Source organism: Proteus sp. G2609, from assembly GCF_963896135.1.
GTDB lineage: Bacteria > Pseudomonadota > Gammaproteobacteria > Enterobacterales > Enterobacteriaceae > Proteus > Proteus mirabilis.
Window position 1 is genome coordinate 186,639 of sequence record NZ_CAWQNB010000009.1, and the last position, 16,487, is coordinate 203,125.

Annotated in this window: 16 protein-coding genes; 8 read left to right on the forward strand and 8 right to left on the reverse strand. The window is 39.5% G+C overall.

Annotation, left to right across the window (positions count from 1 at the left end):
* Positions 1-15: 15 nt before the first annotated feature.
* On the reverse strand, positions 16-972 hold the full coding sequence (locus tag AACV01_RS04105; protein ID WP_237584990.1) for an acetyltransferase: 957 nt from the start codon (positions 970-972) through the stop codon (positions 16-18).
* A gap of 296 nt (positions 973-1,268) precedes the next feature.
* On the opposite strand from AACV01_RS04105, the gene AACV01_RS04110 reads away from it, so the two are divergent.
* Positions 1,269-2,465, forward strand: coding sequence for a cyanate transporter (locus AACV01_RS04110; protein WP_046335254.1), 1,197 nt, complete (start codon positions 1,269-1,271; stop codon positions 2,463-2,465).
* A 62-nt stretch (positions 2,466-2,527) separates the two neighbouring features.
* Here the strand turns inward: AACV01_RS04110 and AACV01_RS04115 are convergent, their stop codons facing one another.
* On the reverse strand, positions 2,528-3,244 hold the full coding sequence (locus AACV01_RS04115) for a glycerophosphoryl diester phosphodiesterase (RefSeq protein WP_041700910.1): 717 nt from the start codon (positions 3,242-3,244) through the stop codon (positions 2,528-2,530).
* A 175-nt stretch (positions 3,245-3,419) separates the two neighbouring features.
* Between AACV01_RS04115 and ugpB the strand changes: the two genes are divergently transcribed.
* The 5 genes from ugpB to AACV01_RS04140 all read left to right on the forward strand — a co-directional run bounded on the left by ugpB (position 3,420) and on the right by AACV01_RS04140 (position 8,862).
* A complete protein-coding gene (gene ugpB, locus AACV01_RS04120) occupies positions 3,420-4,724 on the forward strand; it encodes a sn-glycerol-3-phosphate ABC transporter substrate-binding protein UgpB (RefSeq protein ID WP_041700908.1) in 1,305 nt (434 codons plus the stop codon).
* A 67-nt stretch (positions 4,725-4,791) separates the two neighbouring features.
* On the forward strand, positions 4,792-5,676 hold the full coding sequence (ugpA, locus tag AACV01_RS04125; protein WP_161682474.1) for a sn-glycerol-3-phosphate ABC transporter permease UgpA: 885 nt from the start codon (positions 4,792-4,794) through the stop codon (positions 5,674-5,676).
* Complete coding sequence (gene ugpE / locus AACV01_RS04130) at positions 5,676-6,524, forward strand: sn-glycerol-3-phosphate ABC transporter permease UgpE (protein WP_012368825.1); 849 nt, start codon at positions 5,676-5,678, stop codon at positions 6,522-6,524. The genes ugpA and ugpE overlap by 1 nt, the downstream gene beginning before the upstream one ends.
* Before the next feature lies 1 nt (position 6,525).
* Positions 6,526-7,620 carry a sn-glycerol-3-phosphate ABC transporter ATP-binding protein UgpC gene (gene ugpC, locus AACV01_RS04135; protein WP_020945134.1) on the forward strand — a complete coding sequence of 365 codons (1,095 nt, stop codon included), beginning with the start codon at positions 6,526-6,528 and terminating at the stop codon, positions 7,618-7,620.
* Positions 7,621-8,109: 489 nt separating this feature from the next.
* Entirely contained in the window at positions 8,110-8,862 is a 753-nt protein-coding gene (locus tag AACV01_RS04140) for a M48 family metallopeptidase (protein WP_036969674.1), read from the forward strand.
* A 39-nt stretch (positions 8,863-8,901) separates the two neighbouring features.
* On the opposite strand, the gene AACV01_RS04145 is transcribed toward AACV01_RS04140, so the two are convergent.
* The gene (locus tag AACV01_RS04145) at positions 8,902-9,378 is read right to left on the reverse strand and encodes a MarR family transcriptional regulator (protein ID WP_041700905.1); all 477 of its coding nucleotides are present in this window, start codon (positions 9,376-9,378) and stop codon (positions 8,902-8,904) included.
* 113 nt (positions 9,379-9,491) lie between these two features.
* On the opposite strand from AACV01_RS04145, the gene AACV01_RS04150 reads away from it, so the two are divergent.
* Both AACV01_RS04150 and panM read left to right on the forward strand, forming a co-directional pair.
* Positions 9,492-10,679 carry an MFS transporter gene (locus tag AACV01_RS04150; protein ID WP_020945132.1) on the forward strand — a complete coding sequence of 396 codons (1,188 nt, stop codon included), beginning with the start codon at positions 9,492-9,494 and terminating at the stop codon, positions 10,677-10,679.
* An 11-nt stretch (positions 10,680-10,690) separates the two neighbouring features.
* Positions 10,691-11,107, forward strand: a complete 417-nt coding sequence (panM, locus tag AACV01_RS04155) for an aspartate 1-decarboxylase autocleavage activator PanM (protein ID WP_046335252.1) — start codon at positions 10,691-10,693, stop codon at positions 11,105-11,107.
* Here panM and AACV01_RS04160 read toward each other — a convergent pair.
* From AACV01_RS04160 to ftsY, 5 genes are all read right to left on the reverse strand, one after another.
* On the reverse strand, positions 11,083-12,231 hold the full coding sequence (locus AACV01_RS04160; protein ID WP_060555042.1) for a glycerate kinase: 1,149 nt from the start codon (positions 12,229-12,231) through the stop codon (positions 11,083-11,085). The two genes, panM and AACV01_RS04160, sit on opposite strands and share 25 nt — an antisense overlap.
* Positions 12,232-12,324: 93 nt before the next feature.
* Positions 12,325-13,179: an RNA polymerase sigma factor RpoH gene (rpoH, locus tag AACV01_RS04165; protein ID WP_004245383.1), complete on the reverse strand. Its 855-nt coding sequence runs from the start codon at positions 13,177-13,179 to the stop codon at positions 12,325-12,327.
* A 341-nt stretch (positions 13,180-13,520) separates the two neighbouring features.
* The gene (ftsX, locus tag AACV01_RS04170; protein WP_004248880.1) at positions 13,521-14,498 is read right to left on the reverse strand and encodes a permease-like cell division protein FtsX; all 978 of its coding nucleotides are present in this window, start codon (positions 14,496-14,498) and stop codon (positions 13,521-13,523) included.
* Positions 14,491-15,156 carry a cell division ATP-binding protein FtsE gene (ftsE, locus tag AACV01_RS04175; protein WP_004245385.1) on the reverse strand — a complete coding sequence of 222 codons (666 nt, stop codon included), beginning with the start codon at positions 15,154-15,156 and terminating at the stop codon, positions 14,491-14,493. The genes ftsX and ftsE overlap by 8 nt, the downstream gene beginning before the upstream one ends.
* A gap of 5 nt (positions 15,157-15,161) precedes the next feature.
* Positions 15,162-16,487: signal recognition particle-docking protein FtsY (gene ftsY / locus AACV01_RS04180; RefSeq protein WP_161682476.1), on the reverse strand; the 1,326-nt coding region annotated here is incomplete at its 5' end.

Here is a 16,487-nt window from a genome sequence, read left to right on the forward strand (position 1 = left end):
CTCATGTTGACTAAGCTATCGGATATTAAAAGTTGGGCTAATAAACCAATGAATAAGCTTAATTGATGCCAATAATAGTGCTAGGCTAATGGTGATAACAGTGAGTGCAAAAACCATCGGTAATGTAAGAGATAACTGAAAAAAGATTATGCCTTGAAAAAGGATAAAGCAAATGATTGGATGAATTAGATAAACACCTAACGCATTATTGGCAAGAGAAGCGTATTTTTGAGTGGTTGGTGCAAGGTAAATAATTCCTGCACTTAAAATAAAACTTATCAATAAAGAAATAATATATATAATTAACTTTGCAAAAAATAGACTCCCTTCTAATTTTGTTAGAATAATATAATTTATATTAGATTGATAATAAAGTATAAATATTGATAATAAACTTATTAAAGCAATAACCACAAAAGATTGACTTCTCAATTTAGCAATTGTTTGTTGGTCTACTAAATAAGCGATAATAAAAAATGGAAAATATTGTATTATAGCCAAGAAAGTAGATAGTTTAGTTTCATAGCCCTTAGTTAACAACGATAGCAAAATACTGACAAGCAGAAGAGAGAATAATATTGGTTTATGATGTCTGATGTATGAAGGTAACAATAGGAAAAAAGCTTGCCAAATAGGTGTAGCAAGAAAAAACCAAACACCGTTTTGAGGAAAAAGAAGGTAAGTATTAAGGTCAAATTGCCCTGAATAATAAAGAGGGATCATATCAATAGTTTGGAAAGTCGCATAAATCACTAAGGCAGCCAATAAATTATCACGCCAACTTTTCCATGTTCCATTCTTAGTAATAAACCCGATAATAAAAACAAACATAGGAATTAATGTTAAATCAAATATATTAATCAGTAATGAAAAGTCAGGGGTATGGCTTTGTTTCAAATAGAAACTAAAAACAATAAGTGAACTTAATATCAATTTTAATGCTGGCCAATAGGGTTGCTTAATTTTTTCCATACTCAACATTAACTTACCTTAGTTATTTATATTTTTCGGTATAAAATAATAAACCAGTTTACACCTTCCTGCTAATATTAATATAAAAGAAACCAAATATCATTTAGATAAATTTACTTAGGAAATAACTGATAGATCAAATTCGGGAAAATATCATCTTCAGATTAGAGTTCTATATTCTGTCAATAATGCTAACCTTAACTGAAAACAATGATACTTTATCTTTACTATTAGCATTTTTTTAGACAAACTTTGTCTATACAATAGACAAATTTGATGTTTATCAGGGAATTACTATGACAGCCTTACCACGAAAAAATATGTGGCAGATTGTCCTTACTATCATTTTAGTAGGAATAAATTTACGCCCTTTTTTAACCGGGCCTGGCCCTGTTATTGACAATATTATTGCTTCAACAGGCATGAGCTATAGCCAAGTCTCATTACTCACGTTATTACCCATGATTTTAATGGGAGTCGGTGCTTTGGTTGTGCCCTTTTTACAATCTTATATTCAAGCTCGTAGAGGGCTACAAGTTGCGATGCTTATCTTATTATTAGCATCGTTTTCTCGTGCCTATGTTTCTGATGGTGATCAGTTACTTATTACTGCTCTATTTTGTGGTTTAAGTGTCGCTTATATCCAAGCGGTTTTCCCTGGCATCATCAAAGCGTGGTTTGGACAGAAAACCCCCATTATGATGGGTCTCTACTCAGCTATGCTAATGGGAGGAGGTGCATTAGGTGCTCAGTTATCCCCTGTTCTTACGGCACCTGATGGCAATTGGCAACAAGCTCTCGCTTGGTTTGCGTTACCCGCAAGCGTCGCATTAGTTGCTATTACGCTATCAATTAAAAAGAATATTTCCGAAACCAATAAACTGCCACTTAATACATTGATTTGGCGACCAAGAACAGCCTTATTAATTGTTGGATTTGGCTTTGTTAATGCCGGTTACGCTTCGATGGTGGCATGGTTAGCTCCCTTCTATCAATCATTAGGTATGCCAAGTGCACAAAGTGGCTCATTAGTTGCTATTTTGTCACTTTTTCAAGCATCAGCAGCATTAATTATTCCATTTCTTGCTGCCAAAAATCATGATCGCCGTTTTTGGCTACTTTTAACACTGACAAGCCAACTTATTGGATTTTTAGCGCTGATGACAATGCCAATGAGTGCCCCTTATCTATGGAGTATCTTTTTAGGCTGTGGGTTGGGTGGTTGTTTCTCAATGATGATGATTGCCGCATTAGATCATGTTCCTCATCCATTACACGCCGGAGCACTATCAGCCTTGATGCAAGGTGGCGGATTTATTATTGCCTCTTTTGGGCCGCTGATCGCAGTATGGCTACAACAAGATGATGGTAGTTTTACCTATGCTTGGGCTTTTCATGCTGTCTTAGTGATATTAACTATGGGATTATTTGCACGGTTAAATCCTCGTCATTATAATAAGGCCTATCCTACTAGCCATATATTGACAGATTAGTGATAAAAATAAGCATTATAAGGCATCTGTGTCATTCACTCAGATACCTTATAAAAAGCACATTAATTCTGTCGATAAATATCTGGGACATCAGTGATTAACATATCGACTCCCCATGCTTCAAAATCTTTCACTTCTTTAGGGTCATTGGGGGTATAGCAATAAATTTCATAGCCTGCTTGTTTCAACATAGCCGCTTGTTGCTGCGTTAAATATTGATAATTACAATGCACGCTAAACCCCTCTATAGCTTGTAAAGTTTCTAGTGCATTATCAGGAATATCATCCCATAGCTGTCCTCGACGAATGGCGGGCAGATAACGTTTCATCACCATTAATGCGTGAGTATCGAAAGAGGAAAACAGGATTTGTTCGTTAGGGATATCTGCGCTTTTTATCATTTCAGATACCGCTAAACATAAGCGCTCTACATCATCATCAGGCCATGTTTTAAGTTCGATATTGAGCTTAGTGCCTGAGCGCTTTATCAACTGCAAACCTTGTCTTAGTGTGGGAATTTTTTCCCCTTGATAAAGTGAACTAAACCAACTGCCTGCATCAAGGCGGTGTAAATCATCCAAACTATGAAAGCGCACCGCACCTTGTCCATTCGTGCAACGATTAACCGTCTTGTCATGGATCAGTACAGGTACATGATCTGCCGTTAATTGCACATCGGTTTCAATCCATTCACACCCAAAATCAATCGCCATTTTAAATGCGGCTAATGTGTTTTCAGGTGCCTTTCCAGAAAATCCTCTATGAGCGGCTATTTTCATCTTTCTCTCCTTATTCGTTGATATCGCCATCATGACAACCATTTATGACAGCAATTTGACAGTCACACCATCAACATATCTTCATTTAATTGTCACCCATTTGTCATAAAGAACGCTTAGGGTATTTCTTAAATTAGATTGCGCCTTTCGTATTTAAATAAAAAGGAAATTTTGCATGTCGATTAAATCCTTCAGTACGCTTGCCATAGCAATAGCATTATTTACTTCACCAACCTACGCAAAAACCGAAATAGAGTGGTGGCATGCTATGGGGGGCGCCTTAGGTCAAAAAGTCAATCAAATTGCCTCAGACTTTAATGCCAGCCAATCAGAATATGTGATCAAACCTGTCTATAAAGGGACTTATCCAGAAACGATGACCAGCGCTGTTGCTGCATTTCGAGCCAAAAACCAACCTGCAATTGTTCAAGTGTTTGAGGTGGGAACAGCAAGTATGATGGGAGCTAAAAAAGCCGTTTTTCCTGTTTACCAATTAATGGAAAAAACCAACGAGCCATTTGATCCTAATAGCTACCTCTCGACAGTTACCGCTTATTACACCACCAGCGATGGTAAGATGATATCTCTACCTTTTAATAGCTCAACGCCTGTGCTTTATTACAACAAAGCACTATTTAAACAAGCAGGCATAGAGCAACCTCCTAAAACATGGAAAGAGATGGGGGCTGTCTCTCAGAAACTACTTGATGCTGGCGTGAAATGTGGTTTTACCACCACTTGGCAATCATGGACCCAAATAGAGAATTTTGGCGCTCGTAATAACTTACCTATCGCCACCAAAAATAACGGCTTTGATGGAACTGATACCTCATTTTTATTTAATCAGGCACCGTTTGTTGCTCATATCCAACGCATGGCGGATTGGTCTAAATCCGGTATTTTTAAATATGGTGGCCGTCAATCTGATGCTATGCCACTATTTTATACTCAAGAATGCGCCATGGTGATGGAGTCATCTGCAGGCTTTGCGGGTATTAAAGAGAATATGAAAGGCGTTGATATTGGTGTTAGCCAATTGCCTTATGACGATACTTTAGTTGCTAAACCTGCTAATAGCATTATTGGAGGTGCCTCATTATGGGTAATGGCAGGTCGCCCTGATGCTGAATATAACGGTGTCGCTAAATTCTTTACCTATCTTTCTAGTCCTGAAGTACAAGCAGATTGGCATCAAGCAACCGGTTATTTACCTGTGACGAAGGCCGCTTATGCATTAACACAACAACAGGGGTTCTATCAGCAAAATCCTGGTGCTGATACGGCTATTTTACAAATGACCACCTCTGACTCTACAGCAAACTCAAAAGGCTTACGCTTTGGTAACTTTTTACAAACGCGAGAAATCGTCGATGAAGAATTAGAAAAAGTGTGGTCAGGCAAACAGAGCGCACAAGCCGCCTTGGATAATGCGGTTAAACGGGGAAATGAACAACTACGCCGATTTGAACGCACTCAGTAAGGTATTTGGTATTCGGCGAACATCAATAAGTGTTCGCCTGTTATTTTGTCAGATCTCTGGATACAGTATGGCTTCCCAATCCGTTTACTTTAAACAAAAATGGTTACCTATCGCGCTGATCTTCCCTCAATTAGCCATTACTTTAATTTTCTTTATTTGGCCAGCTGGACAAGCATTGTTGCAATCTTTTCAGTTAGAAGATGCTTTTGGCCTTAGTAGTGAATTTGTTGGTTTAGAAAATTTTCAGCGCTTATTTAATGATAATTATTATTTTGACAGCTTAATCACCACGCTTATTTTTAGTACCAGTGTTGTATTACTTTCAATGTTATCTGCGGTTATTTTAGCGGGTATTGCTGAGCAAATATTACGGGGTAAATTGTTTTACCGCACAATACTTATCGCTCCTTATGCTATTGCTCCTGTTATCGCTGGTTTTCTCTGGTTGTTTATGCTCGATCCTACCATTGGTGTATTAAGCCGAGTATTAAACAAAATCGGTATCAATTGGGATCCGGTCTTAAATACATCTCATGCAATGTGGATGGTGATTTTAACCGCCACATGGAAACAGATAAGCTATAACTTTCTGTTTTTTCTTGCCGCGTTACAATCTGTGCCTAAATCGTTGCTAGAAGCAGCAGCCATTGATGGCAGTGGTCCAATTAAACGTTTTATTACCATTAGTTTTCCATTAATTTCGCCGACAACTTTTTTCTTATTGGTGGTGAATTTTGCCTACGCCTTTTTTGACACCTTTCCCATCATTCATGCCATGACCCAAGGTGGCCCCGGTAATAGCACCTCAACATTAGTTTATAAAGTGTATAACGATGGATTTGTTGGATTAGATTTAGGCTCATCAGCGGCACAATCGGTTATTTTAATGTTGATTGTTGCCATATTGACCATTATTCAATTTCGTTATGTTGAGAAAAAGGTGGCTTACTAATGGTTGAACGTAGACCTCTCTTCCACGCTTTTTGCCATCTTATTCTGATTGTTGGCATTCTTTCTGTAGCATTTCCGGTATGGATCGCTGTTGTTGCGACTACCCACCAAAATACCGAATTTGCCACAGGCTCGCCTCTTTGGTTTGGTCAGGAGGGTATCGAGGTTTTTAAAACGCTCTTTTCATCAGCGGGAACGACTCAAAATAGTGCAATTACCATTAATGGTATGCTATTGAATTCTTTGGTTATGGCATTAGTGATCACTATTGGTAAATTGGTTATCTCTATTGCCTCCGCTTACGCCGTGGTGTTCTTTCGTTTTCCTGGCAGAATGCTGGCTTTTTGGACAATCTTCTTTACCTTGATGCTCCCCGTCGAAGTGCGGATCATGCCGACCTTTGAGGTAGTGACAAATCTTAATATGTTGAACTCCTATGCAGGACTGACCATTCCACTGATTGCGAGTGCAACGGCTACATTTTTGTTTCGCCAATTTTTTCTTACTATCACCCCAGAGCTGATTGAAGCGGCCAAAATTGATGGTGCAGGGCCAATAAAATTTTTCTTTACTATTTTATTGCCTTTATCCCGTACCAATATTGCCGCACTTTTTGTTATCACCTTTATCTATGGCTGGAATCAATATCTTTGGCCAATGCTTATCACCACAGATACTCAGTACTACACCATTGTCATGGGCATCAAACAGATGGTGGCCGTATCTGATGGCGTGATTGAGTGGAACAAAATTATGGCAACCACTTTAATTGCAATGTTGCCACCTGTCTTTATCGTCATTTTGATGCAAAGAGCCTTTGTTAAAGGCTTTGTTGATACGGAGAAATAATATGACTACCGTAACACTGACTAATTTAGAAAAACGTTATCCTAATGGTTATCAAGCAATTTCCACGCTCAATCTCTCTATTGAGCAAGGCGAAATGGTGGTTTTAGTAGGGCCTAGTGGTTGTGGAAAATCAACACTACTGCGCATGATAGCGGGATTAGAAACCATCACAGATGGCGATTTACTGATTGATAATCGACGCGTAAATGAACATGAGCCTAGTGAGCGAGATATTGCGATGGTTTTTCAAAATTATGCCCTCTACCCTCATATGTCTGTCTATGACAATATGGCGTATGGTTTGCGTAATCGAAAAGTCCCCAAAGCTGAAATCATAGCCCGAGTCGATCGCGCTGCTCATATGCTAGAAATAAGCCATTTACTGGATAGAAAACCTAAAGAGCTTTCTGGTGGACAACGCCAACGCGTTGCCATGGGCAGAGCGATTGTCCGTGATCCCAAAGTCTTCTTATTTGATGAACCGCTCTCTAACCTTGATGCCAAACTACGCGTACAAATGCGTCTTGAAATCAAAAAGCTTCAGCAAAAATTAGCCACTACTTCTGTTTATGTCACTCATGATCAAGTGGAAGCCATGACCTTGGCGGATAAATTAGTAGTACTAAACCAAGGTCATATAGAACAAGTTGGCTCCCCCTTAGAGATTTATGAAAGCCCAGCTTCTGTATTTGTGGCAACATTTATGGGATCACCGGCGATGAATATTTTAACCACTCATATCAATCGCGGTATTATTGAAATTGCGGATGGTCATCTTGCTATTTCTGCCCACTCATTACCTAATGGTGAGATCCAACTAGGATTACGTCCTGAACATTTGCTCATAAATCAACAAAATCCACTGTTTCATGCTAATGTCGATTTTATTGAAGCTTTAGGGGCTGATGTTTTAATTTACGCCACCACTTGTGACCAACAATCTATTGTTATTCGAGCCACAAACGATCATGGTGTTAATGTGGGTAATAGAATAGGTGTTGCTATTTATCCAGAAAATCTACATTTTTTTGATCGACAAACCCAAAAACGGATTGAACGTCCTACCATGTTGTTAAGTGAACGATTAGTCTCTTAATTTATTCTCACTGTGATTCATTTTCAGTTTAATCTTAATAGCAATGTTTTTAGCATTGCTATTATTTTTTCATTGATGAGAAAACACACATAACATCAATATACTTAACACTTAAAATGTATAAAGTAGATTATTTTGATGCTATCCATTGCGATTAATCTTTGCTAAAAGAGAGATGATAAAAAATTTACAACATATTAAAATTTAATAAAAATTTTACAAAAAATACCTTTAAATCCATTTTAAAAACAATGATTACTTACATTAATAAAAGTACATTTATTAAGGATTTTAATATTTTATATAATAAGTTTAAAAAATAGAAAAATACGCGTTTAAAATAATAAAAATAATTTTTTATAACAGTAGAATAATATAATTGGAATATCCGCATATTGCACCACTAGATAAGCACTGCTATTCTTTTGCTCGCATTTAATGTGCAACTAATAATATTAAACTGCTAAGCAGAAAAGGACTTAATTGATAATGAAAATAAAACTACTTGCGACAGTGATGGTATCCGCGGCATTACTCTCTGGCTGTAAAAATCTTGATACTTCTATGTTAGCACAATCAGGTACACAACTTTTCCAAGCGGCAACATTAAGTGATGACGATGTCAAAGCGCTAACTAATGATGCATGTAAAGAAATGGATGCTAAAAACAAAATTGCACCTGCAAATAGTAACTACACTAAACGCTTAAATAATATCGCGAAAGCGTTAGGTAATGAAGTTAATGGCACTCCAGTAAACTATAAAGTTTATCTCACTAAAGATGTCAATGCATGGGCGATGGCAAACGGCTGTGTGCGTGTTTATAGCGGTTTAATGGACATCATGACTGACAACGAAGTGGAAGGTGTATTGGGTCATGAAATGGGACACGTGGCATTAGGCCATACACGTAAAGCAATCCAAGTAGCACATGCCACCGTTGCGGCTCGTACTGCAGCCTCTTCAGCGGGGGGAGTAGCAGCACAATTAAGTAGTTCCCAGTTAGCAGAAATGGGTGAAAAACTGGTTAATGCCCAGTTCTCTCAACACCAAGAAACACAAGCTGATAACTTCTCTTACGATCTGCTGAAAAAACGCGGTATCAATACTTCAGGCTTAGTGACTGGCTTTGAAAAATTAGCTAAATTAGGTGGTAGTGATTCAAGCATGTTTGATTCTCACCCACCATCAAAAGAGCGTGCTGACAATATTCGTAACCGCATTGCCGAAGATAAAAAATAAACTTTATCGCCCCTATATTTAACCATATGGGGGTTTTCTTTATGCTTTTTCCTTGTGGCGAAAACGATTTGCAACATCAGCTAAAAAGCGTTTAATTGCCAGCCTTTCATTTTGATCATACTGTTCAAATAAGGTTATCCATTTTGCCTGAGATTGTTGATGTAACAATTCATGAGTGTGAAACAGCTTTTCCCCTTCAGTAGTTAAAATAAAAAATATCTCTTTTTGGTTATCCGCTAATTTTATTTTCTCAATAGCGCCTTTACTCTGTAAGCGACGACAAATTTTTGAGACTGCCCCACGTGTCATTGCCATATAATCACTGATCGTTGTGAGGTTGCGCATACTCTCTTCACCAATACAATGGATCACATGAAGCTCTGTGAGTGAATAATTTTCTAACCCCTTCTCTGCTAATACTTTCTTATGGCTTTCATCATTATTCGCTTCTTTTAAGTGCAACAATTCACTTAAACCATTAAGCAATTCCTGTGTGGTTACTTGCTGTTTTGTCATTTTGTTTCCTTGGAAAAAATATTTTAAAAAAATAATACCAAAACTATTTACAACAATCAAAATATCGCTATTATCTATTTTGTTTCCATGGAAACAAACTAAGAGGCAATATAATGAAATTATCAATCCGTAGTCTGTTTTACCTTGTTTGCTTTAGCGCTTTATTAGGCTCTCTAGCACAAAATATTTATACTCCTGTGCTGCCATTGATCCAGCAGCAATTTAATACCACATTATCACTGGTTAACCTTACGGTATCAGCTTTCACTTTTGCTATGGCTGTTATGCAGTTATGTTATGGTTCATTGATTGACAAATGGGGCAGAAAACCTATTTTGCTCAGTGGGTTAACGATTTCAATTATCGGCGCACTTATTTGTATATGGGCTAATTCTATTAACCTATTAATTTTTGGACGAGTGATCCAAGCCATAGGTATCGCTGCCATCCCTGTTGTCGCAGCAACTATTTTAGGCGATCTCTATCAAGGGAATGAGCGTGCTAAAGCAATGGGAAGTTACCAAATGTTGCTAGCATTAGCACCAGCGAGTGGTCCTTTATTAGGCGGCTATTTAGCACAACATTATCACTACCAGAGTATTTTTGTTTTCTTAAGTATGGTGGGACTTGTTTTGCTGATTGCCCATCTGTTTTATTTACCTGAAACTCGCCCAGAACAAAAACAGTCCGTTAAAAGCTTATCTGCTATGCGACAAGTGCTCGCCGCCCCAGAGGGTAAATCTGTTTTTGTGATAAGTTTTATGGTGTTTTATAACTACTTCTGCCTATTAGTATTTTTACCTTTAATTGCTTTTCACCTTTATCACTTAAATAGCAGTGAAATTGGTGGGCTTTATGTTCCTATGTCCATTGCCCTGGTGTTAGGCAGTTACCTTTACCGTAAGGTTTGTCATTTGTTTAGCGCTGAATATGGTGTGATCATAACTTCATGTATAAACCTTGCCATGTTGTCGTTATTTGCCCTATTTTGGCAAATCTCATTACCAATAATGTTAATATTAACGGTGTTATATGGTCTCTCTTTAGGATTAACTATGCCTACACACACGACCTTATTAACCAGCCACTTTAGTTCAGTAAGAGCAACGGCAATGGGTATTTATAATTTTATCCGCTACTGTGGTATGGCAGCTGGGCCTATGGTCGCAAGCTATTTTGTCACCGATAATCATTATCAATATGTCTTTTATTCTTGTGTGATCTTAACAAGTTTGGCATTGTGTTTTGCCATCAAAACGCTACTTTCCACATTAAAACAACAACGACAAACCATCGACTAACAGGACATTTGATGAAACTAACCATTGAAAATCTGCCGCAGCTTTCAGCACAAGATAAAATAGATTTAGGGAAAATTTGGCAAGATAGTGAGTACCAAATGGCACTCACTGCACCAATCACCACAGAGCATGCTCTTTTTGTCGCCCGTTTTAACGGGCGATTGCTAGCGGCTTGTCGTATAAAATACCGAGCAAAAACAGCGCTTATCAGTGATTTTATGGTAAGAGAAGTGACTCGTCGCCGTGGTGTTGGGCATTACTTACTAACACAATGCCTTGAAAAAAGTCCAACCATTACACATTGGCAAGCTTTATTGAAAAAAGGGCAAATCAACGATCCTGTAGCACAGGCTTTTTTAGCGCATCATCATTTTGCTACTTCATTACAGGCTGATACTTATGATTATTTCTGCAATGATAAAGCATAAAGCCTCGCTACATTATAAGCGGTTTCCTGTAAGTTTTTCTCAGCATTATCAAAGGCTTGCTGTAAAGTAGCAACACCGGGCATGATAGAGAAAACCGCATCAATACCCTGCTGATGAACCACATCATAATCCGGTAAATAACCACCAACTAACGCAATCACTGGGCGATGGTATTTTTTAGCTAATTTAGCAACACCTATCGGGGTTTTACCTTGCGCCGATTGGCTGTCCATTCGCCCTTCGCCAGTTATGACCAAATCTGCATCGATTAACTGTTTTTCTAATTCAACAGCGTTAGCAACCAAATCAATACCTGGTGAAAGTGTTGCTTGCGTAAATGCCAGCAAAGGCAGAGCCAATCCTCCTGCTGCACCACTTCCTGCAATATTGATAAGAGTGCGTTGTGTCATTTTCTCAAGATAAGTACCAAAATGGTGTAGTGCGCTATCCAGTTGCGCAATATCTTGTTCTGTCGCCCCTTTTTGCGGGCCAAAGACTTTTGAAGCCCCCAATTCGCCACATAATGGATTAGTTACATCACAGGCGATCTCTATATCAACAGAGGCAAGTTTTGGATGTAGTTGATTGATATCTATTGAATGAAGTTGACTTAATGCATGTCCACCAAAAGGCAAAGATGTTCCAGACTTATCTTTAAGACCAAGACCGAGCGCTTGCATCATACCTGCACCGCCGTCATTTGTGGCACTTCCTCCTAAGCCTAAAATGATCTTTTTAACCCCCAAATCTAGTGCGGCACAAATTAACTCACCGGTACCATAACTCGTCGTTAAATTGGGATTACGTTGAGATGAAGGGATAAGATGAAGACCTGATGCCTGTGCCATTTCAATCACGGCAGTAGTATTATCTCCTAACACTCCCCAAGTGGCTGTTACCTGTTTACCTAATGGATCACAAACTGGCGTTGTGATAAAACGACCATGGGTAGCATCAACTAATGACGTTACTGTACCTTCACCGCCGTCGGCCATAGGAATACAACAATAATCAGCATCAGGTAAATAACGTGAAAAGCCTTGTTTAATCGCCTCTGCCACCTCTTTGGCACTTAAGCTCTCTTTAAAAGGATCTGGGGCGATAACTATTTTTATCTCTTTCACGTCATGTTCTCCGCGATAAAAAAAGCGATATATCAATATCGCTTTTATATCATACTCTACAATCAGAGAGGTTGGATTGGCTTTAAAATGTGATTAATCTTCAATCGCTAAACGCAATTTTTTCATCGCATTTTTTTCTAACTGGCGAACTCGCTCAGCAGAAACACCATATTTATCTGCAAGCTCCTGTAAAGTTGATTTATTATCATCTTCTAACCAGCGAGCGCGGATAATGTCTTGGCTACGTTCATCCAGTGTTTTTATCGCTAAAGTCAGTCGGTCAGCTGCATGGTTATCCCAGTTATCTTCTTCAATACCATCAGCAAAGTCAGAAGATTTATCTTCTAAGAATAGCACCGGAGCTACAGGATGTGAGTCATCACTATCATCAGCACTCATGTCAAATGCCATATCTTGTGCCGACATGCGAGATTCCATTTCACGCACATCGCTCTCAGAAACCCCAAGCTCTTTCGCAACTAGCTCGACTTCATCTTGGTTAAACCACCCTAAGCGTTTTTTGTTTTTTCTTAAATTAAAGAACAGTTTACGCTGTGATTTCGTTGTCGCGACTTTCACGATACGCCAATTACGTAACACATATTCATGAATTTCGGCTTTGATCCAATGCACGGCGAAAGAAACCAGTCTAACCCCAACTTCAGGGTTAAAGCGACGCACCGCTTTCATCAAACCAATATTACCTTCTTGGATAAGATCCGCCTGAGGTAAACCATATCCTGAATAACTGCGAGCAACATGAATAACGAAGCGTAAATGAGAAAGGATCAGCGTTTTCGCTGCTTCCAAATCGCCCTCGTAATGCAGCCGTTCAGCCAGTTCCTTTTCTTCCTCTGCCGTTAACATCGGATAGGAATTGGCTGCACGGATATACGCTTCAATGCTGCCTTGCGGAACCAATGCTAAGGATTGCATTTCTTTTGTCATTCAAATCCTCATGAAAATCAAATAGATAATTAATATTAATACTGTATGGTGAGCAGGAAGAACCTTTTAATAGTACTTAACAGGTCATCGTTGGTGGTAGATATTATGTTTTTACAACATTATTGACCAGCATAAAGACTAAAGGTTCATATCGCATCTATGTTTACATATCTTTGTACTTTACCAAGCAAACCGCAAATTCATCTATTAAAAATAGTACTCAATTCATCTAGGTTAAGTGTAGAACATTATTATGCCAAAGATAGGGGTTTGATAAAATGGCAAGGTTGCCATAATAATGCAACCCGCCATAATAAAAAGGAAAAAAGGGACTAATATGGCTATTCTGGTGTGAATTGACGTAAATGTTGCATGGTGGTCAACCAAGCAGCAAACCAGCCAATGGTCATCGAAACGAGGATCAAAATAACCGATTCATCAAAACCTAATCCAGATATTGAGAAAGTCGTTCCAAATACGGTCGCCGCTTGCGTAACAACATCAGATAACTTCCATACCAATAATGCAGAGAAAATAATCGCAAAAATAGCCCCGATAAAGCCGAGTACTAAACCCCAATTTAAAAAGGGGCGCATGATAAAGCCATCAGTAGCACCAATTAATTTCATCACATTAATGGTATCACGACGACTGAAAATATTAAGACGAACACTATTACCAATAACCAATAGCAGTGCCACAATCATTAAGCTACCGATCACCATTGCGATTTGTCCAACTAATGAGGTTAAAGTAGATAACCGAGTAAACCAGCTATCGTCCATTCTCACTTCGTCAACACCGGCAATATTTGCCACTGCATCACGCAGATTAACCATTAATTGCTCGTCGTTAGGATCCATAACAGGAGTCACAATCGCGACAGCGGGTAATGGATTTTCTTCTAGCATATCTAATGCGCTACTAAATCCAGACCATGAGCGAAACTCCACTAATGAATCTTGACGAGAAAGATAGTTAACCTCTTCGACTTTATCTAATGCCTCGATATTTTTTATCGTTGCCTGCGCTAAGCTGTCATCTAGAGATTTATCAAGATAGACCGTCAGTTGCGGAGTGGGATACCACTGCTCTGCGGCTGTTGATACATTTTTCCAGACAATGTAACAGATACTAGGTAGTGTTAATGAAATCGCTACTACCATCACCGTTAAGAAAGAAGAGAGGGGTTGGCGTAAAAAGTCGGCCATGGTATTACGCCATGCATAACGCCACTGCTCACGGCGTCCACCACGTAATGCTTTTGTTTTCGCTTTTGGTGTTGGCATTGCCTTACGGGAGTGTTTTCCTTTAGCCATTTTGTCCTCCCACCATACGCCCTTGACCTAAGGTTAGAATACGGTAATTCCTGCGCTCTACAAGTGTCATATCATGCGTTGCCATTAACACGGTAACCCCCACGCGATTAAACTCTTCAAACAGACGCATAATGCCTTCTGAAAGTTCACCATCAAGATTCCCTGTTGGCTCATCAGCCAATAACACCGTGGGTTTATTCACAACAGCACGAGCTATTCCCACCCGTTGCTGTTCCCCCCCTGAAAGCTGGATAGGGTAATTTTTCGCTTTATCAAGTAGTCCGACTTTATCCAAGGCGGCTGAAACTCGGCGTCGAATATCCTCTTCACTTGCGCCTGCAATAATCAAAGGTAGAGAGACATTGTCATAAACCGTTCTGTCCATCAGCAAATGGTGATCTTGGAAGATCATCCCTATTTGACGACGTAGAAAAGGGATCTCACTATTTTTTAGCCTACTGATATCATGACCAGCAAACCAAATAGCGCCATCACTTGGACGTTCTATGCCACAAATTAATTTAAGCAATGTACTTTTACCAGCACCAGAATGTCCGGTTAAAAAAGCCATCTCACCAGGGCGAAGATGAAAATCAACCCCCTGTAATGCTTGTCTTCCACCTAAATAAGCCTTGCTGACGTGTTCGAAGCGGATCATTACAACTACTCCTCGCGGGCAAACAGAGCCTCAATAAAATCGTCGGCCTTAAACGGACGTAAATCTTCAATACCTTCACCGACGCCGATATAGCGAATAGGAATACCAAACTGATCAGCGATAGAGAAGATAACGCCCCCTTTTGCAGTACCATCCAGTTTCGTCAAGGTTAATCCTGTCAGCCCAACCGTTTCATTAAACAATTTTGCTTGGCTAACAGCATTTTGCCCTGTACTGGCATCGAGTGTCAGCATCACTTCATGTGGTGCTTCCTCGTCTAATTTTTTCATTACACGGACGATTTTTTTCAGCTCTTCCATTAAATGAGATTTATTTTGCAATCGTCCCGCGGTATCCGCAATCAGAACATCGACACCTTTTGCTTGCGCCGATTGAATAGCATCAAAAATAACTGATGCTGGATCAGCCCCCGTATGCTGAGCAATAACAGGGATATGATTACGCTCACCCCAAACTTGTAGTTGCTCAACCGCCGCTGCACGGAAGGTATCTCCTGCAGCTAACATCACCGATTTACCTTCAGCTTGGTATTGGCGGGCTAACTTACCGATAGTGGTCGTTTTACCGACCCCATTAACTCCGACCATTAAAATGACAAAAGGTTTTTTACCTTCAATATTTAATGGCTTATCCACTTTATTTAAAATATCGCCCATCTCTTCACGCAACTTACCATAAAGAGATTCAGCATCTTTGAGATCTTTACGACTAGCATGCTGAGTCAAACTGTTAATGATCTTGCTAGTGGTATCCATTCCCACATCGGCAATTAACAACTGCTCTTCTAACTCTTCGAAAAGCTCGTCATCAATTTTCTTACCGCGGAATAGCCCCATAAAACCGGAGCCTAAATTTTGTCGTGTTTTTAATAATCCCTTTTTCAAGCGAGAGAAAAAGCCTTCTTTTTTCGGTCTCTCTTGCTCTACGGGTTTATCGACTAATACCTCTTCGCGTAACGCGACAATATCTTCCGCTTCGGCTTGTGCTTGTGCAATACGCGCTTTTTCTTCAGCTTCGGCTTCTTGGCGTGCTTGTTCAGCTTCAAGTTGCGCTTGACGTTGGGCTTCTTCTTCGGCTAAACGTGCCTGCTCTGCACGTTCAGCAGCTAATTTTTCAGCTTCTGCTCTTTGCGCTTCTTGGCGTGCTTGTTCAGCTTCAAGTTGCGCTTGACGTTGAGCTTCTTCTTCGGCTAAACGCGCTTGCTCTGCACGTTCAGCAGCTAATCGTTCTGCCTCTGCTCTTTGCGCTTCTTGGCGTGCTTGTTCTGCTTCAAGTTGCGCTTGACGTTGAGCTTCTTCTTCGGCTAAACG

Coding starts and splice junctions, on each gene's coding strand:
- ugpC (WP_020945134.1), top strand. CDS start 6,526: ATGACTACCGTAACACTGACTAATTTAGAAAAACGTTATCCTAATGGT.
- AACV01_RS04115 (WP_041700910.1), bottom strand. CDS start 3,244: ATGAAAATAGCCGCTCATAGAGGATTTTCTGGAAAGGCACCTGAAAAC.
- ftsE (WP_004245385.1), bottom strand. CDS start 15,156: ATGATCCGCTTCGAACACGTCAGCAAGGCTTATTTAGGTGGAAGACAA.
- AACV01_RS04105 (WP_237584990.1), bottom strand. CDS start 972: ATGGAAAAAATTAAGCAACCCTATTGGCCAGCATTAAAATTGATATTA.
- AACV01_RS04110 (WP_046335254.1), top strand. CDS start 1,269: ATGACAGCCTTACCACGAAAAAATATGTGGCAGATTGTCCTTACTATC.
- AACV01_RS04150 (WP_020945132.1), top strand. CDS start 9,492: ATGAAATTATCAATCCGTAGTCTGTTTTACCTTGTTTGCTTTAGCGCT.
- panM (WP_046335252.1), top strand. CDS start 10,691: ATGAAACTAACCATTGAAAATCTGCCGCAGCTTTCAGCACAAGATAAA.
- AACV01_RS04140 (WP_036969674.1), top strand. CDS start 8,110: ATGAAAATAAAACTACTTGCGACAGTGATGGTATCCGCGGCATTACTC.
- AACV01_RS04145 (WP_041700905.1), bottom strand. CDS start 9,378: ATGACAAAACAGCAAGTAACCACACAGGAATTGCTTAATGGTTTAAGT.
- ugpB (WP_041700908.1), top strand. CDS start 3,420: ATGTCGATTAAATCCTTCAGTACGCTTGCCATAGCAATAGCATTATTT.
- rpoH (WP_004245383.1), bottom strand. CDS start 13,179: ATGACAAAAGAAATGCAATCCTTAGCATTGGTTCCGCAAGGCAGCATT.
- ugpA (WP_161682474.1), top strand. CDS start 4,792: ATGGCTTCCCAATCCGTTTACTTTAAACAAAAATGGTTACCTATCGCG.
- ugpE (WP_012368825.1), top strand. CDS start 5,676: ATGGTTGAACGTAGACCTCTCTTCCACGCTTTTTGCCATCTTATTCTG.
- ftsX (WP_004248880.1), bottom strand. CDS start 14,498: ATGGCTAAAGGAAAACACTCCCGTAAGGCAATGCCAACACCAAAAGCG.